Below are 26,393 nucleotides of genomic sequence, written 5' to 3'. Positions count from 1 at the left end.
AAGTTCTGTATCATAATATTAATTTATAGGTGAACATTAGAACTTACGCAATTGGAAAAAATTATTAATTATTAAAATGATACACAATAATTTGGGGAAATACAGAACGAGAATAAAATAATACACTATTATAAATTTTTAATGTAAATTAATATAGAATATTGATACTCTATTTTGTGTATTGCTCTAAAATATCAACCATATAATATAATTCATCATCGGTTAATATTATAGATAATGATTTATTGAATACCGCACTTGCCTGTTTTAGGGCATTGAATATATTTTTATTTAACATAGAAGTATCATCCCTAAATTCTAATCCATCATTTACTACCATTCTTTCTAGTGCACAGGCTAAGTGTATTATAAATTTCAATTTCACTGGATTCTCATAAGTTAGATTTAGTGTATTTCCCAGCGAATTCATGAAATCTTCTAATAATGGATATATCTTTTCAGGGTTGAGGAACGTAAGAAGTTCTTGTAGGCTTTCTTTGCAAAGCTTTCTTATAACAATAGGATTTTGAAGCTTTGCAGGAGTTGAATCTATTGGATTTCCTTCAATTATATTTCTTAATATTTCTTCACCAGATCCATCAATTAGCGATTCAATAGATATAAAAGGCAATCCTAGCTTAGGATTTGTTATTCCTACAACAGATAAAATATTTCTATTTTTTGATATATGATTTATAGAATCAGATATTTTATTTGTAGAGACAGGTATTATTTCTATTGGATCTGGAGTGATACTAGTAACGATATCCTGAACCAATTCTTTCAGTTTTATAGCAGCTCCTTTTCCAGTTGAACATACAGTAACAATGGCATTGTGAAGATTATTACTATTTTTATTAACAACTAATTTATTTGTATATCCTCTGAAGTCTTTAATTAAATATGAATAAACAGAATTTAAGTCACTATCACAAAGAGAACATTTTCTTACAGCCTCCAAAACTAATGGGGTAGAAACCATATCAATACTTTTAGTAGATATTCCAGTCCTTTCTGTTATAACATCTGCAAATGTATTTAAGGATCCCATATCAACTAATAAAAGAACTCCTTTTCCCTCATTAATTTCCTTAACTTTCAATATAACATCTTCTAATATATCAAGAGGTTTTTTTTCAAGTGGCATATCAACAGATACTATGTTATCAGCTTCAAATAATTTTTTAGCCACATTTACCATGCTTGTAGCAGTGCTAATTCCATGAGCAGCGACTACTATTCCTATTCTTTTTTGATCTATAGGATCGTTTATAGAACTTAGAAGAAGAGCGAGATACTCTATTTCTATTGGTGGAATGACAATATTGAATTTTTCTTCAGTAAGTGAATAAATTTCTTTAGCAACTTCAAATTCTTTACTAGTGGTTGATATTGATAAATTTATGTCATCAGAAAATGAAAATAATTTTGTTTTTATACGATTAAATAAAGCACTAAAATGAAGGCTTATTGCATAAATGAATCTATCATTTAAGACTGTATCCAATTTTTTTTCAACTAATTTTTTTAAGTCTTCAGTGAAATCAACAATATCCTTATCAACAATCTTTAATAGTCCTTCTCTTGAATTTGCTTCGTTTTTAAATCTATCATAGAATTGCTTTAAATGTAGATTGATATCAGTAGTTATAAAGTTTTTAATATCTTCTTCTTTCATACCTTGTTCTTTTAATGCAGAGGTTTTATCTTGGATAATATTATATATATTGAAAGAAGGTTCATATGAATCCTCTTCAATAAAAAGTCCATTGTCATCGGGGTTGATAGTTATATATTTAGGAATCATGTTCCAATGAGAATTATCTTCTTTATCTTTATTCCCAAAGGATATAAGCCCATTCTTTATGTTTCCAGGTAATAAAGAGATATCTATTTCAATATTATTATCTGTATTAATTGAATTTAAGAAGCCCTTTGCACATATCAATTGAATATTAGATTTTAATTGCCCTACATTTCCATATGATGTGCTTCCTATCAATGCTTTTATTGCGTCATCAGATATTTTTATGGCTTTGTTAACTCTCTGAGCTTCTTTAGAAATTAAGAATTGAATAAGTTTAACTTTATCTTCAAGCGGTCTTTCATTGAAGTTTGGAATAGCTATAGTGATAGGAATTCTTCTAATGAAAGTATTCAATAATGCAGAATTAGGATCTTCTGTTGTGGCACTTATCAATAATACATTAGCTTTTCGGTTTCTTTCAGTTTCGCCAAGCTTATTATAAGTGCCTGTATCCATAAAGTAAAAGATCATTTCTTGACCTTCTGGTGGTAGTCTATGAATTTCATCCAAGAACAATATACCACCATCAGCTTTTGCAACAATACCATCTGTCTCTTTATCAGCTCCAGTAAATGCACCCTTTATATGTCCGAAAATATGAGATAATAATAGCTGTGGATTATTTGCATAGTCTGCACAATTGAAAACTATAAATGGAGCATCTGATGATAATTTCTTTATATATTTTGCGTATTGATACATTATATTTGCAAAGAGACTTTTTCCAACTCCTGTACTACCTATTATCAATGTATGGAGACCATTTGGAGGATACATCAAAGCCGCTTTAGCTTGCTCAATTTGATTTTTTAAACTCGTATTATAGCCTATGAGATAACTAAATGGAGAGCAGGAGTCTTTATCTGAAGTAATTGATGAATTAAGAAGAGTATCAATAGATATTTCTTCTGAATCAGAAGAAATTTTTATAGAAAAAATATCTTCTATATACTTTTTGTCAAAATACAAAACAGGACGGTTTTTAATTTTAATGAGTTTTTTATCTCTGCAAAGATTGTTAAGTTCTTTAGAAACATTATTTCTTAAAATATCTAAAGCATTTCCTATTTCTTGTGCTGTTGGTCCATTATTATTAAGAATTTCTGCTTTAGTAAAATTTTTCGAATGTTCTAGAATGTAATTGTGAATTTTATCAATTCTTTTCATATTATACCTCCATATAATTATTATTGTATTATTAAAGGCTTGAATATTCAATAGTGTATCAATACAGTATTAAATCTTATAAATAATTAACATATATGAAGTAAAAAAATAGAATAGTATATATAAATATTTTTGGAGGGTATAATGTTCAATTTTTTTCCATTTAAAGGTGGAGGAGTTTTTACATTTGGGACTTTCAACAAAATAGATGATATGGTTGAATCATTTTTAGGGGATATTGGTATAAATGAAATAACAGATTTATATGAAGATGTATTTTCTAATTATGAAAATTCGGATGAAGAAAAAAATCAAGAAGAGGTTAATTTTATTAAATTTGAATCATATGATGATATGTATTTATTAACAATTGAATTAAATGGAGTTAATTTAAGAGAACTTAGTATAAGATATGATTCTGGAATTATTGAAATAAATCTGAATCGCTTAGAAATTAACACTAATCCATTTGGAATAAAAACAAAAGTTAAGAATCATTATAATAAAACATTTGATAATATAGAAGAGATAGATACAGATAATATTTTAAAAAGTATAGATGAAGAAATGTTAAGCATAAGAATGCCTAAAAGATTTTATGTTGATGGATCACCGGAAATAGTGGATATAGATTATACAGAAGTAGTAGAGACTGAGTTAGTACCATTAGATGAAGAAAATAATTCACATTGATTAAATAAAAATAAACAAAAAGTTAAAGAATTGTGGAAAACTTCACAGGAAATTTTTAAAATTGTGGATAAATAAAAAAAGCTGTATTTAAAAACAGCTTTTTTATTAAAGGCATACTAAAAGCTCCATCACAGTTAAGAGGAGCCTTTTAAAAAGATTATTTTCTTCTTCTATTAGCAACTTCAACATTGACTTTCTTTCTGTTGATTTTGCCTCCTGGACATTTATTTAATATCTTTTCAGATATGCTTCTGTCGACACTTACAAAGGAGAAGTTCTCCATTAGATCAATTTGACCTATAGTTGATGCATTAACTCTTGTTTTATCTTTAATATAGTTAATTAATATCTTAGGAGTTAAACCGTCTTTTTTACCTACAGAGAAGAATAAACGTACATCTTCGCTCTTAGGTGTTTCTAAAGAATTAGAAGTGTATTCAAATATTTGCTCATTATCAAATTTGATTTTCATTAATCCAGCGATTACTGCTACTGGATCATGATTTTCAACAAGATTTATTGCACTTGGTAAGAATTTGCCTAATTCTCCAGACTCGATAGTCTTTTGTATTTCATCAGCCATATCCTCAAATTTTTTGTTATTAATTTGATCAACAGTTGGAACAGGATTTTGTTTTATATCACTCTTAGTAACTTTTTGAATTTGTTTTATCATAGAAAAATCTTTTGGAGTCACTAAAGAATAAGCAGTTCCTTCTCTGTTAGCTCTACCAGTTCTACCAATTCTGTGAACATAGCTTTCAACATCTTGTGGAAGATCATAATTTATAACATGAGTTACACCATCAACATCTATACCTCTAGCTGCAACATCTGTTGCTATTAATAAATGTAATGTACCCTTTTTAAATTTATTTAAAGTAGCTAATCTATGAGTTTGAGTCATATCTCCATGCATTCCCTCAACCATAAATCCTTTAGCTTGCAAGTCGTGAACTAAATCGTCAACGCCTTTTTTAGTTTTACAGAATATTATAGCTGAAGAAGGATTATCTAGGCTTAATAGTCTACAAAGTGCTTCTAGCTTATTTTTACCATTTACCATATAATAGCTTTGTTCAATCTTAGATACAGTTAATGTACTCTTTTTAACACTTACTAATTTAGCATCAGGCTTCATATATCTTTTAGCCAGTTTAGCTATTGGATCTGGCATTGTTGCTGAAAATAAAAGTGTTTGTCTTTCAGATGGTGTATGACTTAATATTTCTTCTATGTCATCAATGAATCCCATATTAAGCATTTCATCTGCTTCATCTAGAACTAAAAATTCTACTTTATCTAAATGAAGTACTTTTCTCTTTATAAGATCTAACATTCTTCCTGGAGTACCAACGACTATATCAACATTAGATTTTTTTAGAGCTCTTATTTGTCTATCTATCGAATCTCCACCATAAACAGATAAAACATTAAGCTTTTCATACTTTGAAAGTCTTGTTATTTCGTCATTAACTTGAACTGCAAGTTCTCTTGTTGGTGCCAATATAAGAGCCTTTATTCCAGGAGCATTACTCATTTTAGTGATAATAGGTAAGCTGTAAGCTGCAGTTTTTCCAGTACCAGTTTGTGCTTGCCCTATTAAATCAACTCCGCTAAGAGTTACAGGAATACTTTGTTCTTGTATTTGTGATGGTTTTGTAAAGCCCATTTCATCTATAGCTTTAACAACGGTCTCTTTAAGACCTAAATTGTAAAATTCATTATTGTTCATTAATTATCCTCGTTTCTATTGTTCTTTATATTTAAAAATTAAATATTCTATTTTAATTGTCTTTACACAAGCAAATAAAATTATTATAACATAAATAATGTGCCAATGTCAAAACAATGCATATGGGAAATAATACAATACGATAATAATAGCGATGAAAAGGCACAATACGGGAAATAGTATTGTGCCAAAGAGTGATAATATTCAGTATATTTTATTCAGACTTATAACCACTGCTTACTATTGATTGAACCGTATCATGAAGTTTGTCAGTTTCTTCTTTAGATAAAGTTGTAACATCTATTGGTTTATGTATTATTAGTTCTATTTCAGCAGATTTGATTCTATTATTATTAGCTTCTAATAGTTTGTAAGTTCCATTGATTGTTACTGGAACAATTGCTCTTTTAGATTTAGTAGCTAGTTTAAAACTCCCAGCTTTAAATTCATCAACAGGCTTACCTTTACTTCTAGTTCCCTCTGGGAATATAACCATTGAGTATCCGCTTCTTAGCAATTTAATTCCATCAACTATTGCTTCAGCAGATTTTCTTAAATTATCTCTGTCCATAAATACACAATGAATATATTTCATCCATGTGCCAATAAAAGGCCAGCTTTCTAATTCCTTTTTACCGATGAAACCCTTTGGTACATTAATGTATGCCATTAATAAAGGAATATCAAAATTGCTTTGATGGTTAGATACAAATAATACAGTATCATCTTTTGGAATATTTTCTTCACCTTTAACTGTGACCTTTGCACCAGCTATTTTCAATATAAATCTTGCCCAACTAGAAGTTACTTTATAAATATAAGCTTCTTTTTCTGATTTATCTTCCTTTTTGTCTAAAAACCTTATTTTTATCCTATAGATTATATTAGCCCAAATGAGACTTAGAATAATGCAAGGATAAAAAACTATTGTTCTTAACATATTTATTTACACATCCTTAAATTATTAATTATTCCTACAGAACAGTATATTATAAATTTTAAATATTTAAAAGTATTATCCAAGGTGTGAAATGTAAATTTTTTGATAAATTTAATTTTAACTTAATAAAAAATTTAGGAAGTTATTAATAAAAGAAGGTATAATATTATAGTAAGTAAAAATTTACAGAATATAATAGGAGACTAATTGATGACAGGAATAGAAGAAGAATTTATAAGTAACAATCAAAAACATATTTTAGGATTAAGCAATGAAGAAGTTTTAAAGAGAAAAGAAGATGGTAAAGTTAATTATATTCCTAAGGCTCCGTCAAGAACCATATGGCAAATAATAAGGGCTAATTTATTTACTAGTTTTAATGCTATAAATCTTATACTTGCGGCAATAATAATTTTAGCTGGATCACCCAAAAATTCTCTGTTTGTAGGAGTTATTGTTTGTAATACACTAATTGGTGTAGCACAAGAATTGAGAGCTAAAGAAACTTTAGAGAAGTTATCAGTTGTAAGCATGGTAAAGGCTAAAGTTTTAAGAGAGGGGGAAACTAAAGAAATTCCAGCAAGTGAAATTGTTTTGGATGATATTATTTATTTAGAAAATGGCATTCAAATAATGGTTGATGCAGAAGTTGTTTATAGTAATGGATTAGAAATTGATGAATCAATGATAACTGGTGAGTCAGATTCTATTAGTAAGAAATTAAAAGATAACTTATATTCAGGAAGTTTTGTAGTTGCAGGAGAAGGATATGCTAGAGTTACAAAAATAGGAAAACAAACATATTCATCAATTCTTGCAGAAGAAGCTAAAAAGTTTAAGGTTATAAATTCAGAACTTAGAAATGCTATAAATAAGATATTTAAAATTCTTATATGGATTATAATACCTGTATCAATTTTATTAACAGTTGCTCAGCTTAAGGCTACAGGAAATGATTGGAGAAGTGCTATGATAGGAACAGTATCAGGCATAATTGGAATGATTCCTGAAGGATTAATGCTTTTAACAAGTGCTACATTTATAGTATCTATTGTAAAATTGGGTAAGCATGATACACTTGTGCAAGAACTCTGTGCAACAGAAGTTTTAGCAAGAGTAGATGTACTCTGTTTAGATAAGACCGGAACAATAACACAAGGTAATTTAAAATTAAGTGATATTAGAAATATAGGCAGTAGAAGTGATAAAGAAATTGATGAAATATTATCGGTTTTAATTCATAATTTGCCTAGTAACAATCCTACACAAAAAGCAATTTTAGATAAATATACTTCATATAACAATGAAGTGAAATGTATAAAAAAGGTTGTTTTTTCATCTAAAAGAAAATGGGGAGGAGCTAAGTTTGAAGGCTTAGGTACATGGGTCCTTGGCGCTCCAGAAATTATACTAAAAGAAAAGTACAATTTAATAAAAGGAGCAGTTGAAGAAGAAGCTAAAAAGGGAAAGAGAGTTTTACTGTTAGCAAATGTATGCAATGATGTGTTAGAAGATGAGCTTACTGGAAAGATAGAAAGTGCGGCATTGATACTAATTGAAGATATAATAAGAAAAGAAGCTCCAGAGGTATTGGCATATTTTGAAAAACAAGGTGTTGAAGTAAAGATAATATCTGGTGACAGCCCTGTAACGGTATCAGAGGTTGCAAGAAGAGCTGGAGTTAATGAATGGAAAAATTACATTGATGCAAGAGAATTACCAGATGATAATGATAAATTTAGAGAAATAGTTAGAAAAACAAAAGTATTTGGGAGAGTGACTCCACATGAAAAGAAAAGGATAGTTAAAGCGCTTCAAGAAGATGGCCATACAGTTGCTATGACTGGTGATGGCGTTAATGATGTTCTTGCTTTAAAAACATCTGACTGTGGTATAGCTATGGCTAATGGTTCAGATGCTACAAAGGCAGTAGCACAATTAGTTCTTATGAAATCCGATTTTTCGGCATTGCCAAAAGTAGTTGAAGAAGGACGCAAACAAATTCAAAACTTAGAAAGAGTATCTGAATTATTTTTATCAAAAACAATATTTTCGATATTTGTATCTGTAATTGCATCTATACTTTTAATAGAATTCCCAATAGATCCTATTCAATTATCATTGGTAGGAAGCTGTGCAATAGGAATACCAGGGTTCTTTTTAGCATTATTGCCTAGTACAGGAAAAGTAGAAAAAGGATTTTTAGAAAGAGTATTAACTGTTAGTATTCCAAATGGATTAATACTTGCAATATTTACAACAAGTACTTTTGTAATATCAAGACACATTGGATCAGATATAACTTATAGTAAAACTGCGTCATTACTGTTATTTGCAGGAATAAGTATGATGATTTTAATACGAGTTGCAAGACCTTTGACTAAATTTAAGATGGGATTGTGTATTGCGATGTTTTTTATCATGGCATTAGCATTCTTAACACCAGTAGGAAGACTTATATTCAGTTTAGAAAGATTAAAGTTAAGACACTGGATAATCTCACTTGCTGTGATATTTGGGTCAGGGCCTTTAATTACAGAATTGGTTGACATATTAAGAAGAAGAGTAAATAAAAAATATAAATTTGACATTGCTAAATAATTATAATAAACTTTATTAGGGAGTTATTTTATTAACTCTCTAATATATGTGCTCCTATAGTTAAATGGATAGAACAATCCCCTCCTAAGGGATAGATGTGGGTTCGATTCCCGCTGGGAGTACCAATATGCAAAATGAAACGGCTTAACTACAAAGGTTAAGCCGTTTTTATCTTCTAAAATACTGACATAACATATGTACTACCTGCTGCCAGCATGCAAACTATTTTAAATTTTGGATTTATCTCATGTGCAATTTTTATTGTTTTTTTACTTGCAATTAATTTCTACAAAATAATCTTCTATAAGTTTGATATCTTTAATAAATATTAGCTTGTTCAATTAATAAAATTTCACAAATTCAGCAGCTGGCTTTCTATATCCTCTAATTTTATTGCTACTCTTATCCATTTTTCCTATTGTAATCATTAAAGATGGTACTTCATTATCTGGAATACTTAATAATTGACTAATCTTATCCTTATCAAAATATATCATTGGGCATGTATCCCAGTCTTTATTTTTAGCTAATAACATAAATAGCATTGCTGACAATGATGAATTTCTTATAGCCTCATCATGCTTGAATTCTTCTCCCCAGCCTTCATAAAGACTTTTAATAGTACTAATCATTATTTCATATTCAGTTTTATCAATCATTCCAAGCATCATTGAGCCCTCGTAAATTTTATCTGCTGATAAATAGGCATTTTTATCTCCTGTAACTATTATTGCTGCTGAAGCAGTTTTGATTTTATATTGTTTAAATGATGCATAATAAACTTCCTCTAACAACTTTTTATCTTCTACAACATAGTATCTGGTATGTTGTAAATTAAAAGCAGAAGGTGCTAATGAAAGTTCTCTAAATATATCATCAAAATCTTCTCTAGGTATAGTGATATTTTCAATAAATTTATTGGCGGATCTTCTTTCTCTTACAATTTTTAAAAATTCATTCATTATCAATTCATCTCTTTCTCATTCTTATTTTTTTCATATCTAATTTTCTTTCTTCATCTCCAAAATCAAAATATGAGAACTCTCTTTGGCCTTAATTAAAATATCTTCCTCAGTTATTTCCATTCCATCTCTGTCATTTAACTCAATATTGTTTATTATAGAGCTTCCCTCGATTTGAACTAAATATGCCTGCCTTCCTTTAGTAATTTGAAAATCAATTTCTTTGCCTTTATCAAGTTCTAAAGAATAAATATTGATATCCTGATTTATTTTTATTTGTGCATCTCCATCTTTACTTGAAATCATATGAAGCCATTTGTTTTTTCTATCGGCCCAATTAAATCTATAGTCACCATAATTAGGTTTATACATTTGTTTATCTGGGAAAATCCATATCTGTAGCAATCTCAATTGATCTTTTCCTAGGTTATGCTCACTATGGTATACTCCTGTTCCAGCACTCATGTATTGAACATGACCACGATTTATTGTATTTTTATTCCCCATATTATCTCCATGTGTAAGTTCTCCATTAACTACATATGATATTATTTCCATATCTCTATGAGGGTGAGTATCAAATCCAGTATCCGGCTCAATTAAATCATCATTAATGACTCTTAAAGCTCCAAACCTTATATTATTTGGATTATAGTATTCTGCAAATGAAAAGTGAAATTTACTTTTAAGCCAACCCAGATTACTACTACCCATATTTCTACTGTCAATCTTTCTTAACATTTTGTATCCCTCCTTGATTAATATTAAAAACTCAATCGAAAATTATTGAATTATTTTATTAAAACATATAAATATTCACTTCAGAACTTAATTATGTATATCAACTTACTTTTAGTAAGTTGGTATAATTTAATTATTGCATATGCTTTATAACTAGTCAAGTATATTTAGATTTATGTCAATAATATTAGACACGACAAACTGGTATTGCGTAAGCACCTTATTTAAAAAGCTATAAAATATTTCAGCATCATAATAAATGGAGTGTAAGGTAACAGATACGCATGAAACAAAAGCCTTTGAAAAGCTTGTTTTAGAAATTGTATATACTTTGCAGATGAAGGAATTTTAAAGGCACAGTACTTTCAGCTCTACCTAGAGAAAAGATAATAGGTATTTTAACAAAATATATGAGGCTAATATTAATGAATGTAGTATATGTAAAAACATAAATTATTATCTTCGTTGTTTAAGGGTACTTTCTTTAAGATATCCCTTAGTTTAACTTGCCTACCCAAAATGGTATTATATTAATAAATTGAAATGGAGGATAGATTAATATGGAGATTATAGATGGACATATACATTTAATTAAAGTAATGGCGGGTTATGGTAGAAGAAGGGAACTTCGTGCTATTGGAGATGGAAAAGCAAGATGGGCTAGTGGCGAGATTATGGAGCTTATTCCTAAGGGATATGGAGAGAAGGATTTTACAGCTCAATCTTTACTTAGACTTATGAATGAAAATAATGTGAAAAAGGCTGTACTATTGCAAGGTAGTATGTACGGTTTTCAAAATGAATATACATATGAAATGTGCAAAAAAATATCCTGAAAGATTTGCTGGAGCATTCACAATTGATCCATTTGCAAAGAATAAAATTGAATTACTTAATCACTTTATTGATGACTTAGGTTGTAAAATTATGAAGTTTGAAATTAGCTCTGGTGGAGGACTTATGGGCTATCATAATAAGTTTTTAATTGATGGAAATGAAATGGAAGATATATGGCTTAAAGCATCTGAAGTCAATGCTACAGTAGCACTTGATATTGGGGATTATACTATGGAGAGCTATCAACCAGAAGCTATTAGAAGAGTGGCATTAAAATATCCAAATGTTAAAATTGTAGTTTGTCATTTATTAGCCCCTATAAAAGGAAAGGAAGAAATTTAAAAAAGAGATCTTGAACTTTTAAATCTGCCTAATATATGGTTTGATCTTGCAGCATTACCAGCTATTTTTTCAACAGATATATATCCATTTCCTTCTGCACAAAATAGTATTAAAATAGCAAAAGATATTGTAGGAGCAAGTAAGCTTATTTGGGGAAGTGATGCACCTATAACAGCAGCAAGGGATCCATATAAGAATCTTATAAACTACATAAATGAAGATATATTTGATAAAGAAGAAATGAAAATGGTCTTTTACGACAACGCATTAGATGTTTATTTTAACAAGCACTAATTACAGGGAGTTCTGACTTGAGAATTGTACTATTATTGTACTATTTTATTTTGAAAAATAGAAAAATAAATCAAATTAAATTAAATTATACTTGAAGAGTTTGAAGCTTTGCTACTTATTGTTACATTAGAGATAAATTGATTCTATATAATTATAAGATTATTATTTGAGTAATAAGATTGAAATTGTATATTAGAAAAAGATTAACCTGTGATATAATCAAAAGAGAAAATTAGGTAAAATGAGTAATATTGAGAAATGGAGAAATTTTAGTATGGCAAGTATTAATGATGTTGCAAAGTTAGCGATGGTTTCCAAGAGTACAGTTTCATTAGTCGTAAATAATAAGGGGTATGTTTCAGAAGAAACAAGAAGCAAGGTTGAGAAGGCTATGAAGGAGTTAAACTATATTCCTAGCCAATTAGCAAGGAATTTCTCAGCTCAAAAATCAGGAATTGTGGGAATAGTAATGCCTGATGTAATGCATCCATTTTTCTCTACATTCATAAAATATGCTGAAAGATATCTTTATGAAAAAGGTTATAATGCAATGGTATGTGGAACTGTAGGAAGAGAGATGATTGAAGAAACATATCTTAACATGTTGAATAGGCATGTTATGGATGGAATTATAATGGGAGTTCATACTCTGGATGTGGAAAAATACAAGGAAACTACAAGGCCAATAGTAACATTAGATAGATTTATAGATGCAGATATTCCAATGGTTAGTTCTAATCATAAGCAAGCAGCTGAAATTACTACAAAGGTTTTAAAAGATAGAAATTGTAAAAAGGTGGTACAAATTATTGGATCAAAGTTAGCTAATACTCCAACAGGTGATTACGCAAAATATTGTAGAATGTTTTTAGAAGAAAACAATATAGAAGTTTGTAATGTGGAAACTGAAAGTAATTCTTTTACAATTGAAGGATATGAGAAAGCAGCAGAAAAAGTATTTAAAAATCATCCTAATATTGATGCTATTATAGGTGTTGATATTGTAATATTACTCTGTCTGAAACTAGCGTTGAAGAAGGGATATGAGGTTCCGAAAGATTTAAAGCTTATTTCTTATGATGGTACATATATTACAAGACTTGGAGAAAAAACTATAACATCTATAGTACAGCCTATTGAATCTCTTGCAAAGGAATCAGTAAAAAAGATCATTCAACTTATAGAAGATAAAGAAATAGAAAATAAAAAATCACTGTTAGATGTTTCACTTCAGGCAGGAGAAACAACATAAAAATCACTGGTTCTGTATAATGATTTATATGGAACCAATGATATTATAAATATAAATAATTTGAAAATGTTTTCTTGACAACGTAAACAAATGGCGTTAAAATTTAATTATAAAAACGGTTCGATATTTTTTTTGGAAATTTATCGAACTAGTTCGATAAACTTAAGGAGGATATAATAATGAAGAAAGATCCAAAATTTACAGCTGAAAAAATAATTGAATCTTTAGGAGGAAAGGAAAACATTAACATAATAATGCATTGTGCTACACGTTTGAGGGTTACTCTTAAAGATGAAGGCAAAATTGTAAAGGAATCTATATTAGAATTACCAGGAGTTGCAGGATATTTTGAAAAAAGTGGACAACATCAAATAATTTTAGGAACTGGATTTGTAAATAAGGTATGTGCAGAGGCCAATAAATTATGTGGATTTACAAATAGTGAAGATAATAATAAAATAGAGAAAAATAAGCCTGTTTCAGCAAAAGATAAATTTCAAGAACTAACTAGAACTATTTCTGATATATTTATACCAATTATACCTATATTATTAGCAACAGGAATTTTAATGGGAATTAATGGTTTGTTGATTAATGGACTAAAAATGGAATTGCCAACACAAGCAGCTACGATTATTTCAGTTCTTACAGATACAGCATACACTTTTATACCTGTTTTAGTAACATGGTCAGCATGTAAGAAGTTTGGAGGCTCACCAATAATCGGTATTGTATTAGGATTAATGTTAGTATCCCCTTTATTACCTAATAAATGGGATGTAGTAAATGGGATAGTAGAGCCATTAAATTTATCTATAGCAGGTATTAATGTACAAATTACAGGATATCAAAGTTCAGTAATTCCAGCAGTATTTCTTGGGTGGTTTTGTGCTAAGTTAGAGACAAAATTGCATGAAGTTATTCCTGATATTGTAGATATGTTATTAGTTCCATTTTTAACAGTATCAATTTCGTTATTATTAGGTCTTTTATTAGTTGGACCAGTGTTATCATTTGTTGAAAAAAGCTTAACAAATTCTATACTTTGGATGTTGACATTACCATTTGGTATTGGAGGTATTGTATATGGTGGAGCTATACAATTATTATGTTCAGTAGGAATGCATCACACAGTTACACCTATAATTGTAAGTATTTTTACAGAAACAGGATTAGATTATATAAATCCAATGGGAACAGCAGCTATAGCAGGACAATTAGGCGCTGGATTAGCTATTGTTATGCTTCAAAAGGATAAACAAAAACGTGCTAATATGATACCTGCATTGATTCCAGCGCTATTTGGAATTTCAGAGCCTGTTATGTATGGAATAACATTTCCTCGTATAAAACCTTTCTTAATCGGTTGTATTGGAGGAGCAGCAGGTGGTGGATTTGCAGCAATAATAGGCTTAGCGGCACAAGGAACAGGTGCATCAATGATACCAGGAGCATTATTATATTTAAATGGTGGATTAATAAAATATTTATTAGTAATGGTGATATCTATAGGAGTTGCTTATATAGGAACTTATATAACTATGAAAGGTAAGGAGTAGATTAAAGGAATAATGAATTATATTGATTTTTCAAATAGACAAAATAGAGATATTCGTATAGAAGATTTATCAAAGGAATATTTAGATTTAATAATTAATGCAGCAAAAAATGATTATTCTTATCCAAAGTTTCATATTGCTCCAAGGCATGGACTATTAAATGATCCTAATGGATTGTGCGAAATTGAAGGAATATACCATATATTCTATCAATGGTTTCCAGCAGGTCCTGTTCATGGATTAAAATATTGGAGACATTTAACTACTAAAGACTTTATTAATTATAAAGATTTAGGTATTGGAATTGCACCAGATGCGGAGTTTGATGAAGATGGATGTTATACAGGTATAACATTACAAGATGATGATGCATATAGAATCTATTATACAGGAATACGTGGAAAAGATAATAGACCATCTGTTTGCTATGGAGAAATAGAAGAAAATAAGGTAGTGAATAAAAGGATGTTATTTGATGTTGATGAGAAAATAACAACTTTAAACTTTCGTGATCCTAGTGTTATAAAAAAAGATGATAAATATTTAATGCTTGTTGGTGGAGAAGATAATAATAATAATGGGATTATTACACTTTATTCTAGTGAGAATCCTTATGATTTTAAATATATTGGGAATCTAAAAATGCCACAATATGATTATGGATATATGTTAGAATGTCCAAACTATTATGAAGAAGATGGAAAGGGAATATTATTCTTTTCACCACAAGGCATACAAAGTACTAGTAAATATGATTTTAGAAATGTATTTTCAGTTGTTTATTCTGTTGGAAAACCAATAAATGTAGATACATGTAATTTCGAAGCTCCAAGTTTCTATGAAATGGATAAAGGTTTTGATTTTTATGCACCACAGTCTTTTAAAGATAGTAAGGGTAGAGTAGTATTGTATGGGTGGCTTGGAAATTCAAAGTGCATTTATCCATCAGACAAAAATCAATGGGCTCATATGTTGACTATACCAAGAAGGGTTACAATAGAGGGTGATCGTCTACTTCAATGGCCATTGGAAGAATTAAAAGAATTACGTCAAGAGAAAATTTCCATATGTGGTGAACATGAAATAAAAGATTGTGCATTTGAACTTGAATTTGAAGCGAATTGTGAATTTGCTTTTACTCTGGGAAATGATAAAGATGAAAAGATAGTATTTTCAGGAACAAAAGAAGAATATTGCCTTGATAGAAGTAAAATGAGCTATATGTACAATGAAAAATATGGTATGCAAAGATATGCACAAAGAATTGAGAATAATAACAACAGAATAAGAGTTTTTGTTGATAATTCTAGCATTGAAATATTCTGTGACAGTGGAAAAACAGTGTTTACATCAAGATTTTATATAGAAAATGTATCAAAGTTAAAAATATTAGGTGCAATTGGGAATTTATATTACTTAAATAGAATAAATATATCAATAACTTAATAGCATGAGAATATTCACAAGAAAATAAATATATGATTAAATTTTTAAAATGAAGAGAATGTAATAGCATTGTAAGAAAAATAAAGAAGTTACTTGACTTGTGCATTAATTTAAGAAAATTTACCATTGGATTTTTATTGACATTTTACCAGTATAATTTTAAATAAAAAAGTAGCATATAAACCTCAAACATGCTAGATTTATTGTTGCGAAACCAAATCTAAGGAGATTTATATGCTGACAACAATATTAAACCAAAATGAAACAATTATCAACTATATTTCAGAGTTAAATCTGCCATATTCTTCTGCGATAAAGAATCATATGGTAAATATAGTATCTGGAATTATTGTAACAGAAGGAAGCAAAACTATTTCATCTGTTCATAATAAAATTACATGCAATAGAGATCGAAGTACTGGTTCAAGGTTCCTAAGTTCATATTCATGGAATCATGAATATGTTACGCAAGAACGCATATTTCATGCAATATCTGAAATTTCCAACACTTGTGAAGATAGTGATGTTGGATTCCTAATCATTGATGATACCTTAACTAAGAAAAATACTTCAACTAAAAAAATTGAAGGCTTAGATTTTCACAATTCACATGCTGATGGCAATAAACCTAAATGGTCACACTGCTTAGTTACATCGCATTATAAGATTAATGATTATTCTATACCTTTAGATTTTAGACAATATCACCGAAAGGAATCGAGTAAAAAACTATCTAAAAAATTTCTAGATAAAAATGAACTTGCGATGGAACTGATTAATGAATTCACTCCTGTAACTAAAAACAATTATTTACTAGTTGATTCATGGTATACTTCAGCAAAAATTTTGCTTCACGGTTTAATAAATGGTTGTCACACTATAGGGAGAATAAAATCTAACAGAGTAATATATCCGGCTGGCATTAAAACAAATGTCAAAAAGTTTTCTTCATACATTAGGACTAATGAGACTAGCTTAGTTACCGCTAGTAATAACAAGTACTATGTTTATAGATATGAAGGAAAACTTAATGATATTGAGAATGTAGTTGTACTTATAAGCTGGACTAAAAACGATTTATCTGATAATCCAGCATTCATTATAAGTACGGATGTTTCACTCGATAATAAAACCATAATTTCATATTACGAAAAGCGTTGGGATATTGAAGTAAGTTATAGATATCATAAAACAGCTCTTGGTTTTGATGAATTTCAAATTCAATCTTTAAAATCAATACATAGATATTGGAGCATGATATTTTTAACGTATACTTTTCTTGAGATTTTCAGAGTCAAATGTGAAAAATTATATAAATTTAAAAATATTGGAGATGTAATATTACACTTCCGAAACAACTATTTGGTAAAAATAGTTTCTTTTGCACATGAATGTGCAGATAACGGGATTGATTTACAGTCTACTATTGCCAAATTAGGACTAGTAGCTTAAATTTTTCCTATTTACTGCACAAGTCTAGGAAGTTATTCAAGATAATAAAAGTCTTGAATAACTTCTTTATTTTGATAGGTATAATGCAGATAATATGATTATTGAAGAGAGTAATTTAAATTTACAGCTGATACTAGAAGGAATATTATATGAAAAGTCTATATGATGAGAATATCAAAAAAATTTGGAATTAGGAAAAAGATTATATAATCTTTTTAATATAATTATCTTGGCTTACTTAGAAACATTATACCATATTTAGGCACTTTAACACCATTTTAATAAAACGAGAATAAGATTAAAATAATATTAGACCTCAATGAAAACGGTTTGCATTAATGTAAATAATAAAAGTATATTATTGGAGTGAGGAGCATTGATATTAAAGAAAAGTAATTCTAAAGATTTAAATAATGATGTGTCGATAAAAACTCTATTTTGCTACGGTATGGGCAGTTTAGGTAATAATATAATTTATGCAATGATTTCATCTTATTTTTTAATTTTTTTAACTGATAGTTTTGGTATAGGAGCAGCTGCTATAGGTACATTATTTTTAATTGCTAGAATAATTGATTCTATAACAGATCCTATAATGGGAGTAATAGTTGATAACACAAATACAAAAATGGGAAAAAGTAGACCTTATCTTTTAATCGTTCCTATATTTATGGGAATAGCTACAGTAATGTGTTTTTCAGCTCCTAATTTATCTTATAATGGTAAGATTATATGGCTATATGCTTCTTATATTTTATGGGGAATATGTTTTACTGCTATGGATATACCTTATTGGTCCTTGTCAGCGAATATAACTAGAGATCCAGAAAGTAAGACTAAGATTATTACAACAGCAAGAACAATTGCTTATGGTGGAGGATTTATAGTATCCATATTCACAATACCTTTAGTAGCTAAAACAGGAAATTGGAGATTGGTAGCAACTATATATTCTATTTTAGGAGTTTTACTAACTTGGATTACTGTATTTGGAGTTAAAGAAATAAATAATTATGAACAAAAAAAATTAAAATCTGAGAAGCAAGGTATTAAGCAATTTATTAAGTTAATTAAAACTAATAAGCCTTTAAGAATACTTTTAATAACAATGTTAATATTAGAGTTTTCTGGTGCTTTGAAAAATGGTGTGTCAATATACTATATAAAATACAATTTTAATGCAGAAATGTTTATTCCAATTACAGGTAGTTTAGGTATTGCTGCAAGTATAGTTGGTGGTATATTATCACCATACTTAACAAAAATATTGGGTAAACGAAATACGGCTCTTATGGCAATTTCGGTTAGTGTAGCGGGATCTTTTACATTATTTATATTATCATATTCATCATTATTGGGTTTAATTTTATTAAATACTATAATGGGAGTTTTAGATGGAGCATCATATATTTCTTTGCAATCAATGCTTGCTGATTGTGTAGAATATGGCGAATGGAAAACTGGAAAAAGATCAGAAGGAATGATTTTTTCTGCTAATATTTTCAAGAGTAAACTTGCTGGCGCCATTGGTGGTTCTTTATGTGGTTATATACTTTCTTATATTGGATATAAAGCAAATACAACTCAATCACATTTTACATTAAATGGTATACACCTTCTGTCATCATTGGTACCATTTATTGCTGGAATAATTACATTTCTAATACTAAGAAAATATAATCTAACAGAGAAAGAGTACGCTGCTATAGTAGAAGATTTAAGAAATGGTGATACATTAGTAAATTAGATTAAATAAATAATATTATATTAGTTTAAATTCATCTATAAATTATACGACTATAGATGAGTGATAAGTATTATTACGGAATGTAGAATATAGAAGTTTATTTCTATGTTCTACATTCCGTACTCTTATTTAACTGGATCTATGTCAATAATGTAAATACCGTTTTAAGAAACTAAATTTTTAGAGACTTTCTTTTTTAGTTTATCTTCTACAGTAATATGAAAATTTATTTTCTGTACATGTAGAAAGTGAGTATTCATAAATTCTGCCATTAGTTAAATATCCTATATTTTCAATTCGCATAACAGTAGATTCAAGTGGAAGACTTAACAAGTTGCACTCAAAATCCTTTAATTTCACAGAGGTTATTTCTCTTATTCCATAATTAATTTTAAAATCATACTGGTTTTCAATAAATGCAATTAAACTACTTTTACAATCCTCTATGGTTAATGTTGGAAAAAGAGAGTATGGCATATATATTTCTTCTAAATGATCTACTGTAGAATTAACATATCTAACTCGAATAATATGCCAAACCTTAGAATTATTATCTATATTTAATTTGCTACAAACCCTATCTGATGATGTAATTAATTCAAATGTATGTACTGAAGTTAAAATGGAATTTGGATCATATAAATCAGATAGCGAGGATATAAATAATCTATTATTATCATAGAATGCAGGATTATTTATATAAGTAACTCTATCACAAGTTTTAATTAGATAATTCCTTTCGATTAGGTGATTAATTACTTTTCTTATAGTATGTCTATTACATTTGTACTTAATAGCTAATTGATTTTCTGATGGTAAATTACTAGAGATAGCGAGTTCTCCAGATAGAATTTGTCTAATTAAATCATTTGTTATTTCATCACTCTTCAAACTAATCACATCCTAACTAAGTATAAAGTTTATAACATATTTTGACTAATAACTATTTGTGTTTTAAAATTGACTAAATAATATAGTATGAAGTAAATGAATTTTAAAGACATTTCTTATTTTATTAAAATTATATCATGAAACTAAAAAAGTTGTATAGACAATGAAACTGTTTAGATTAAATCTAATGTAATATAAAGTCATAGAAAGTATAACAATTCAATATTTTTTAAATTTATTGTAAACGATATTTAAAATACAATAAATGAGATGGATAGGGAGGAAAACAAATGAAAGAGTTTTTTCAAAACAAAATGGTGCCGACTATGGCGAAAATTTCAAATCTAAAGTATCTTATTGTTTTAAGAGATGCATTTATGATGGCATTTCCAGCAACAATATTTGGTTCATTTTCAGTTGTATTAATGAATCTGCCATTTGCACCACAAGGATTTACTAATTTAATGTCTTCAATTTTTGGAAATGGTAATAATGCTACTATGGCAATAATGTCTATATTTGTATGCCTAGGTATAGGTATCAATTTAGCTAAGCAAGATGGTTATGATGATGAAGCACACTTCATTGGGATTACATCATTAGTTGGATTCCTATTAGTAACTCCAACAACAAGGGTGTTAGAATCAGGCGAAGTTGTTGATGGTATATTTAATATATCTAATCTAGGTGCATCAGGAATGTTTGTTGGAATGATAGTTGCATTTATATCAGCAGAATTACACTGTTTTGTAAAAAGAAAGGGATGGAAAATTTCAATGCCTGAAATGGTTCCTGAAACAGTTGCAAAATCTTTCTCTGCATTAATACCAATGTTATTTTCATTAACGATTGTAACTTTAATGAATTATGTTATTACGACAGTATGTGGTGATGACTTACATTCTCTTATTTTTACATGGCTACAAGCTCCATTACTTGGAATTGGCGGATCGTTTGGAGCCTTAATGGTTACACAATTTTTAATTCAGTTCTTATGGTTCTTTGGTATTCATGGACACAATGTTGTAAATCCTATGATAACACCAATATTGCAAACATTAGGATTGCAAAATCTAGAAGCTTATACAGCTGGACTAGAAAGAACTAATATATTTACTATGCAATTCCAAGAAATATTTACAGTAAGTCTTGGTGGGTCAGGTATGACATTAATAGTAGTATTAATGATGATATTTTTTATGAAATCAAAAACATTAAAGAGTTTAGGAAAATTAGCAATTGGACCAGGAGCATTTAATGTAAATGAACCTGTTATATTTGGATTACCTATAGTATTAAACAGTTTAGCTTTCATTCCATGGGTATTTGGAACAATGATTTCAGCAGCTATTGCATATTTCGCAATGAAATTGGGAATAGTTCCATTAACAACAGGTGTAGCAATTCCTTGGACTACACCAATATTTATATCTGGTATGATGGCTACAAATTCAATAATGGGTGGGGTATTACAATTAGTTCAAGCACTTATTGTAGGGGTGATATGGTTCCCATTCTTGAAAATGATGGATAAGAAGTATTTAGATAATGATGATATTTAGATAACAAAAAAAATATGGTGCCACAAATTATAGCACCATATTTTTTATATATTAAACAATAAACTTAATATAACATAAACCTAATTTATTATGATTAGTTAAATGATTCTTTTATGAAGATTCTTAAAAGCTATCAATAAGTTCATTAACTTCAAATGTTACTAGTTGTAAAATCTTATCACTAAGATCTTTAAATTGATCATTAGTCAAATTAATATTCATCTCACCTTTATTAATATAAGCCAGAGGAATTAAGTTATTTTTAATTTCTGACTTTAAATATTCATTTAATATGGAATCATGTTCATTAAGTTCGTTAAAATTAATATTGAATCCACAGAGCTGGATTAATCTTTCAATAGTGGTCAATTCTTTTGAAATGTCACATTCTTCAGGAACAACTATATCCTTTGATTCTAAAGAAATATCATTCCTATTTGAATTTAATAAGTCATATATACTCACACCAAGAATTTCTGAGATATTCAATAATATTTTTTTACCTGGCTCTCTATTATTATTTTCATAATTTGAGTATGTTGAAGAAGGAATGTTGAGTAATGATGCCATATCCTTCTGAGTTAGTCCTTTTTTCTTTCTTAAATCTTTAATGTTATTACCAACTTTGATTATTTCATTAATTCCCAAAAATTACCACCCCCATATTTTATATTTTAATTATTTTTTTATATTTTTGCAATACTGAATTTATATATTTATGGAAAAATAAAATTTGAAAAGCAGAAATTTATAATAATTTTTTAAAATAATTGTGATAATATACAAATGATTTTAAATTTACGTAAACGTTATTATAATATGTTGATTATATTCTGAAATGATATAAAATATAATTATAGTAATAATTATATGAAGGGTGGACAGAAAATAATGGATACAGTTTTAGAACAATTTATAGCATCAGATAGACCAAAAAGAATAAGTAATGGATTTAAGAATTTAGCAATAGGACTAGCAGTTGCAGGAGTATTAGTATTTGTTGCATCTAATATAATTGGAATAGCATTAGAAATAGCAGCAGCAGCACTTTTTATAGGAAGTTACTTCATGTACATAGATTACGAATATGAAATGTTTGAAGGAAATATAACTATAAGTAAAATTTATAGAGCAAGTAAAAGAAAATTAGCTCAAAAAATTGATAAAGATCAAGTTAAGAGGGTATATATTATTGAAAGAAAAGATGCATTAAAAAAAGGTGTTCAGGCTTACTATAACACTAATCTAGATGGATTAAAGATATATACATTCGAACTAAACAATCAAAAAGTAGTTCAATTAGCACTAAACAAAAAAATGTCTGATATGGTAGATATATATTATAAACAAAAATTTACATTATAATTTTTTATCATAAGAAAAATCAATTTTTAAAAGATTTCATTTGCTATATAACAAATGAGATCTTTTTGTTTTTTAATATATTATTTATATTTTAGAAATAATAAGTGTTGGAACATAAGCTGAAAATTAAATTATAATTTTTTACAATCTGCAAGTGAAACTGATATCACATTTTTGTTTCATATGCTTAAATCTTAAAAAGATCACTTAATGAGAATATCATCTAAATGTAGAAAGTATGAGGATTTAAAGAAGACAAATTTAAACGTAGATTTAATATATTGGAAATTAATTAAAAAAAATATCAAAAATATATTGACACTAACTATATGGAACTGATATCATATAGCTACAAGGTTACCATACACAATTAAGGATATGGAAACTTTGTGAAAACGATTAATAAATAAATGTGGAGGAATGGTTATGAAGGAAAAGATAGTAGCCGAAGAAATCTTAAAACACATAGGTGGAAAAGAAAATATTAAATCAATCGAACATTGTGCAACAAGGCTTAGACTGATATTAAAAGATAAAACAAAATTAAATGAAAAAGCGATTGAAAACATTGATGGGGTAAAAGGACAATTCTTTGCCGCAGCTCAATATCAAATTATTCTTGGAACAGGGTTTGTAAACAAAGTATATGGAGTAATTGTTGGGGAATCATCAGATTTGGCAAACACAAGTGCAAAAGAAGATGCATATAGTGAAATGACAATACTTCAAAAGATATCTAGAACATTAGGAGACGTTTTTGTGCCTATAATACCTGTACTAGTTGCGACAGGATTATTCATGGGATTAAGAGGGCTTTTAACTAATTTAGGATTATTACAATCAGGAACTAATTTTTATTTATTTACAGAAGTTTTAACTGATACAGCATTTGCATTCTTGCCAGCATTAGTTGCTTGGTCAACAATGAAAAAATTTGGTGGAACACCTGTAATAGGTATCGTTATAGGTTTAATGCTTGTATCGCCTAGTTTGCCAAATGCTTATTCAGTAGCAGGTGGTACTGCTGAACCAATTTATTTATCACTATTAGGTTTAACAATTCCGGTAGTAGGATATCAAGGATCTGTATTACCAGCATTAGTATTAGGTATAATTGCAGCTAAAACTCAAAAGGCACTTAAAAAAGTAATTCCAGATGTAATAGATTTAATAGTTACACCATTTTTAACATTATTAATAGCAATGATATTAGGTCTTCTAGTAGTTGGACCATTAATGCATAGTTTAGAATTATTCATTTTTGGAGCAATAAGAAGCTTTATGGGACTTCCATTTGGAATAGGTGGATTAATAATAGGTGGAGTTCATCAAATTATAGTTGTTACTGGTATACACCATGCTTTAAATGCACTAGAAGTTGAACTTATAGCATCTACAGGAACAAATCCATTTAATGCAATAATTACTTGTGCAATAGCAGCTCAAGGTGCAGCATCAGTTGCAGTTGCACTAAAGACTAAAGATAAGAAAAAACGTTCTTTATATATTTCGTCAGCAGTTCCAGCATTTTTAGGAATCACTGAGCCAGCTATTTTTGGTATTAATTTAAGATTTATTAAACCATTTGTTTTTGGATGCATAGGTGGAGCAGCTGGAGGAATGGTTTCAGCAATGTTACACTTAGCAGGTACAGGAATGGGAATAACAGTACTTCCTGGAGCACTATTATATATAGGAAATTTAGGACAGTATGTATTAGTAAATGCAATCTCAATGGGAGTAGCGTTCTGCTTGACTTACTTCTTCTTTAAGACAGAAGAATAGGATTAACATAAAAATATTAATTAATAGATAGATTTAGTAGAGTTAAATTACTAAATCTATCTAGTGTTATATATGATTAAATTAACAAATCCTTTAAAAATAAAAAATATTGCAATAAGTATTTTTTAGTCTAGACTATAATGAGATATAATTATATTAATAAATCTTTTAGTTAGACAAATTTTTGGAGGATAAATTGTATGAAAAGTAAAGTTACGATTCAGGATATTGCTAATATGGTTAATGTATCTAAGAGTAGTGTTTCAAGATATCTTAATAATGGATATGTAAGTGAAGAAAAAGCTGAAAAGATAAGAGAAGCTATTGAAAAAACTGGATTTGAAACTAATTTTTTTGCGAAAAGATTAAAAACAAAACAGAGCAAGCTTATAGGAATTATTCTTCCAAGAATTGATTCTGTTACAGTTGGTAAATTATTAACTGGGATAAATAAGAAACTAGAAAGTGAAGGTTATCAAGGCATTATACTTATTAGTGAATTAAGTGTAGAAAAAGAATTATCACATATTAATAGTTTATATCAACAAGGTGTTGATGGAATTATTGTTAATTCCATAGCAATAACTAAAGAACATATTAAATTAGTAAATAGATTAAATATACCTGTTATCTTTACAGGACAGAAAAATAGTCTTGTGGATTGTATAAAAATAAATGACTATGAAGCAGGAAAAATTATGGGTAACTTCTTTAAAGAGAAAAATCATAAAAGGGTCGTATTTATTGGAGTAAGTGAAGAAGATGAAGCAGTTGGTATAGATAGAAAAAATGGTTTTATATCAGCTTTTAAGGATGGAAATGAAAATTCAAGAGTTGATTTCATTCAAGCTGATTTCTCTTTTATGAAAGGTTATGAAAAGTCAAAAGAAGCTTTAGATTTTAATCCAACAGCAATAATATGTGCAACAGATAATATATGTCTTGGAGTATTAAGATATTTACATGAAAATAGAATTGGTGTTCCAGAAGAGGTATCAGTAGCAGGATTTGGAGGGTATGATGTGGGAAGTGTATCCTATCCGACTTTAACTACCATTGCATTTAATTATGAAGCTATAGGTAATCAGGCTGCACAAGGAATATTAGATTTAATTAATGATAAAGAATTAACCAATGAAGAAGAAGCATCACTAGATCTAATAGAACGCGAAAGTGTAAGAAAATTATAATAAAACTCAATTCAGAAGGAGTCAA

The 26,393-nt window shown here is 28.6% G+C and carries 21 protein-coding genes and 1 tRNA gene; 15 read left to right on the top strand and 7 right to left on the bottom strand.

The features are described 5' to 3' along the window. Positions 1-169 precede the first annotated feature (169 nt). Positions 170-2,974: a sigma-54-dependent transcriptional regulator gene (locus CNEONATNEC86_RS20220; protein ID WP_159117129.1), complete on the bottom strand. Its 2,805-nt coding sequence runs from the start codon at positions 2,972-2,974 to the stop codon at positions 170-172. Between the two features lie 144 nt (positions 2,975-3,118). On the opposite strand from CNEONATNEC86_RS20220, the gene CNEONATNEC86_RS20215 reads away from it, so the two are divergent. Continuing rightward, entirely contained in the window at positions 3,119-3,667 is a 549-nt protein-coding gene (locus tag CNEONATNEC86_RS20215; protein WP_058293092.1) for an Hsp20/alpha crystallin family protein, read from the top strand. Between the two features lie 157 nt (positions 3,668-3,824). Here CNEONATNEC86_RS20215 and CNEONATNEC86_RS20210 read toward each other — a convergent pair whose 3' ends face one another. Next, positions 3,825-5,402 (bottom strand): DEAD/DEAH box helicase, encoded by a 1,578-nt coding sequence (locus tag CNEONATNEC86_RS20210; RefSeq protein ID WP_125147875.1) that lies wholly within the window; start codon positions 5,400-5,402, stop codon positions 3,825-3,827. Between the two features lie 214 nt (positions 5,403-5,616). Then, complete coding sequence (locus CNEONATNEC86_RS20205; RefSeq protein WP_125147874.1) at positions 5,617-6,342, bottom strand: lysophospholipid acyltransferase family protein; 726 nt, start codon at positions 6,340-6,342, stop codon at positions 5,617-5,619. 210 nt (positions 6,343-6,552) lie between these two features. Here CNEONATNEC86_RS20205 and CNEONATNEC86_RS20200 point away from each other — a divergent pair, with 210 nt between their 5' ends. Both CNEONATNEC86_RS20200 and CNEONATNEC86_RS20195 read left to right on the top strand, forming a co-directional pair. Then, positions 6,553-8,943 (top strand): HAD-IC family P-type ATPase, encoded by a 2,391-nt coding sequence (locus tag CNEONATNEC86_RS20200; protein WP_125147873.1) that lies wholly within the window; start codon positions 6,553-6,555, stop codon positions 8,941-8,943. A 50-nt stretch (positions 8,944-8,993) separates the two neighbouring features. Beyond that, positions 8,994-9,068 (top strand) — tRNA-Arg (locus tag CNEONATNEC86_RS20195). 216 nt (positions 9,069-9,284) lie between these two features. On the opposite strand, the gene CNEONATNEC86_RS20190 is transcribed toward CNEONATNEC86_RS20195, so the two are convergent. Continuing rightward, positions 9,285-9,905, bottom strand: a complete 621-nt coding sequence (locus CNEONATNEC86_RS20190; RefSeq protein WP_125147872.1) for a nitroreductase family protein — start codon at positions 9,903-9,905, stop codon at positions 9,285-9,287. Positions 9,906-9,944: 39 nt separating this feature from the next. Next, positions 9,945-10,646 carry a pirin family protein gene (locus CNEONATNEC86_RS20185; RefSeq protein ID WP_125147871.1) on the bottom strand — a complete coding sequence of 234 codons (702 nt, stop codon included), beginning with the start codon at positions 10,644-10,646 and terminating at the stop codon, positions 9,945-9,947. A 560-nt stretch (positions 10,647-11,206) separates the two neighbouring features. On the opposite strand from CNEONATNEC86_RS20185, the gene CNEONATNEC86_RS21700 reads away from it, so the two are divergent. The 8 genes from CNEONATNEC86_RS21700 (at position 11,207) to CNEONATNEC86_RS20155 (ending at position 19,575) form a co-directional block, all read left to right on the top strand. Then, on the top strand, positions 11,207-11,482 hold the full coding sequence (locus tag CNEONATNEC86_RS21700; RefSeq protein WP_230131755.1) for a hypothetical protein: 276 nt from the start codon (positions 11,207-11,209) through the stop codon (positions 11,480-11,482). Next, positions 11,457-11,825 (top strand): amidohydrolase family protein, encoded by a 369-nt coding sequence (locus CNEONATNEC86_RS21970; RefSeq protein WP_326998583.1) that lies wholly within the window; start codon positions 11,457-11,459, stop codon positions 11,823-11,825. The genes CNEONATNEC86_RS21700 and CNEONATNEC86_RS21970 overlap by 26 nt, the downstream gene beginning before the upstream one ends. Positions 11,826-11,849: 24 nt before the next feature. After that, positions 11,850-12,119 carry an amidohydrolase family protein gene (locus CNEONATNEC86_RS22060; RefSeq protein WP_353797269.1) on the top strand — a complete coding sequence of 90 codons (270 nt, stop codon included), beginning with the start codon at positions 11,850-11,852 and terminating at the stop codon, positions 12,117-12,119. Positions 12,120-12,393: 274 nt separating this feature from the next. Beyond that, positions 12,394-13,371, top strand: coding sequence for a LacI family DNA-binding transcriptional regulator (locus tag CNEONATNEC86_RS20175; protein WP_159117128.1), 978 nt, complete (start codon positions 12,394-12,396; stop codon positions 13,369-13,371). A gap of 179 nt (positions 13,372-13,550) precedes the next feature. After that, positions 13,551-14,930, top strand: coding sequence for a PTS transporter subunit EIIC (locus CNEONATNEC86_RS20170; protein WP_159136733.1), 1,380 nt, complete (start codon positions 13,551-13,553; stop codon positions 14,928-14,930). A gap of 12 nt (positions 14,931-14,942) precedes the next feature. Continuing rightward, positions 14,943-16,376 (top strand): glycoside hydrolase family 32 protein, encoded by a 1,434-nt coding sequence (locus CNEONATNEC86_RS20165; protein ID WP_159136732.1) that lies wholly within the window; start codon positions 14,943-14,945, stop codon positions 16,374-16,376. Between the two features lie 234 nt (positions 16,377-16,610). Further along, entirely contained in the window at positions 16,611-17,828 is a 1,218-nt protein-coding gene (locus CNEONATNEC86_RS20160; protein WP_058294124.1) for an IS701 family transposase, read from the top strand. A gap of 376 nt (positions 17,829-18,204) precedes the next feature. Continuing rightward, positions 18,205-19,575, top strand: coding sequence for an MFS transporter (locus tag CNEONATNEC86_RS20155; RefSeq protein ID WP_058293085.1), 1,371 nt, complete (start codon positions 18,205-18,207; stop codon positions 19,573-19,575). Between the two features lie 201 nt (positions 19,576-19,776). Here CNEONATNEC86_RS20155 and CNEONATNEC86_RS20150 read toward each other — a convergent pair whose 3' ends face one another. Continuing rightward, complete coding sequence (locus tag CNEONATNEC86_RS20150) at positions 19,777-20,475, bottom strand: GntR family transcriptional regulator (protein WP_230132312.1); 699 nt, start codon at positions 20,473-20,475, stop codon at positions 19,777-19,779. A 281-nt stretch (positions 20,476-20,756) separates the two neighbouring features. On the opposite strand from CNEONATNEC86_RS20150, the gene CNEONATNEC86_RS20145 reads away from it, so the two are divergent. After that, positions 20,757-22,028 carry a PTS sugar transporter subunit IIC gene (locus CNEONATNEC86_RS20145; protein ID WP_159117126.1) on the top strand — a complete coding sequence of 424 codons (1,272 nt, stop codon included), beginning with the start codon at positions 20,757-20,759 and terminating at the stop codon, positions 22,026-22,028. Between the two features lie 123 nt (positions 22,029-22,151). Here the strand turns inward: CNEONATNEC86_RS20145 and CNEONATNEC86_RS20140 are convergent, their stop codons facing one another. Beyond that, positions 22,152-22,676 carry a helix-turn-helix domain-containing protein gene (locus tag CNEONATNEC86_RS20140; RefSeq protein ID WP_058293082.1) on the bottom strand — a complete coding sequence of 175 codons (525 nt, stop codon included), beginning with the start codon at positions 22,674-22,676 and terminating at the stop codon, positions 22,152-22,154. A gap of 243 nt (positions 22,677-22,919) precedes the next feature. Here CNEONATNEC86_RS20140 and CNEONATNEC86_RS20135 point away from each other — a divergent pair, with 243 nt between their 5' ends. The 3 genes from CNEONATNEC86_RS20135 (at position 22,920) to CNEONATNEC86_RS20125 (ending at position 26,368) form a co-directional block, all read left to right on the top strand. Beyond that, complete coding sequence (locus tag CNEONATNEC86_RS20135) at positions 22,920-23,393, top strand: hypothetical protein (RefSeq protein ID WP_058293081.1); 474 nt, start codon at positions 22,920-22,922, stop codon at positions 23,391-23,393. 426 nt (positions 23,394-23,819) lie between these two features. Continuing rightward, positions 23,820-25,178 (top strand): sucrose-specific PTS transporter subunit IIBC, encoded by a 1,359-nt coding sequence (locus tag CNEONATNEC86_RS20130; RefSeq protein WP_125147865.1) that lies wholly within the window; start codon positions 23,820-23,822, stop codon positions 25,176-25,178. A 200-nt stretch (positions 25,179-25,378) separates the two neighbouring features. Then, positions 25,379-26,368: a LacI family DNA-binding transcriptional regulator gene (locus CNEONATNEC86_RS20125; protein ID WP_125147864.1), complete on the top strand. Its 990-nt coding sequence runs from the start codon at positions 25,379-25,381 to the stop codon at positions 26,366-26,368. The last annotated feature ends 25 nt before the right edge of the window (positions 26,369-26,393 follow it).

It is taken from the genome of Clostridium neonatale (assembly GCF_900465025.1).
GTDB classification, from domain to species: domain Bacteria; phylum Bacillota; class Clostridia; order Clostridiales; family Clostridiaceae; genus Clostridium; species Clostridium neonatale.
This window is presented reverse-complemented; position numbering and strand designations above follow the sequence as displayed.

Coding starts and splice junctions, on each gene's coding strand:
- CNEONATNEC86_RS20125 (WP_125147864.1), top strand. CDS start 25,379: ATGAAAAGTAAAGTTACGATTCAGGATATTGCTAATATGGTTAATGTA.
- CNEONATNEC86_RS20145 (WP_159117126.1), top strand. CDS start 20,757: ATGAAAGAGTTTTTTCAAAACAAAATGGTGCCGACTATGGCGAAAATT.
- CNEONATNEC86_RS20130 (WP_125147865.1), top strand. CDS start 23,820: ATGAAGGAAAAGATAGTAGCCGAAGAAATCTTAAAACACATAGGTGGA.
- CNEONATNEC86_RS20220 (WP_159117129.1), bottom strand. CDS start 2,974: ATGAAAAGAATTGATAAAATTCACAATTACATTCTAGAACATTCGAAA.
- CNEONATNEC86_RS20160 (WP_058294124.1), top strand. CDS start 16,611: ATGCTGACAACAATATTAAACCAAAATGAAACAATTATCAACTATATT.
- CNEONATNEC86_RS20200 (WP_125147873.1), top strand. CDS start 6,553: ATGACAGGAATAGAAGAAGAATTTATAAGTAACAATCAAAAACATATT.
- CNEONATNEC86_RS21700 (WP_230131755.1), top strand. CDS start 11,207: ATGGAGATTATAGATGGACATATACATTTAATTAAAGTAATGGCGGGT.
- CNEONATNEC86_RS20185 (WP_125147871.1), bottom strand. CDS start 10,646: ATGTTAAGAAAGATTGACAGTAGAAATATGGGTAGTAGTAATCTGGGT.
- CNEONATNEC86_RS20165 (WP_159136732.1), top strand. CDS start 14,943: ATGAATTATATTGATTTTTCAAATAGACAAAATAGAGATATTCGTATA.
- CNEONATNEC86_RS20205 (WP_125147874.1), bottom strand. CDS start 6,342: ATGTTAAGAACAATAGTTTTTTATCCTTGCATTATTCTAAGTCTCATT.
- CNEONATNEC86_RS20175 (WP_159117128.1), top strand. CDS start 12,394: ATGGCAAGTATTAATGATGTTGCAAAGTTAGCGATGGTTTCCAAGAGT.
- CNEONATNEC86_RS20135 (WP_058293081.1), top strand. CDS start 22,920: ATGGATACAGTTTTAGAACAATTTATAGCATCAGATAGACCAAAAAGA.
- CNEONATNEC86_RS20170 (WP_159136733.1), top strand. CDS start 13,551: ATGAAGAAAGATCCAAAATTTACAGCTGAAAAAATAATTGAATCTTTA.
- CNEONATNEC86_RS20210 (WP_125147875.1), bottom strand. CDS start 5,402: ATGAACAATAATGAATTTTACAATTTAGGTCTTAAAGAGACCGTTGTT.
- CNEONATNEC86_RS20215 (WP_058293092.1), top strand. CDS start 3,119: ATGTTCAATTTTTTTCCATTTAAAGGTGGAGGAGTTTTTACATTTGGG.
- CNEONATNEC86_RS20190 (WP_125147872.1), bottom strand. CDS start 9,905: ATGAATGAATTTTTAAAAATTGTAAGAGAAAGAAGATCCGCCAATAAA.
- CNEONATNEC86_RS21970 (WP_326998583.1), top strand. CDS start 11,457: ATGAAATGTGCAAAAAAATATCCTGAAAGATTTGCTGGAGCATTCACA.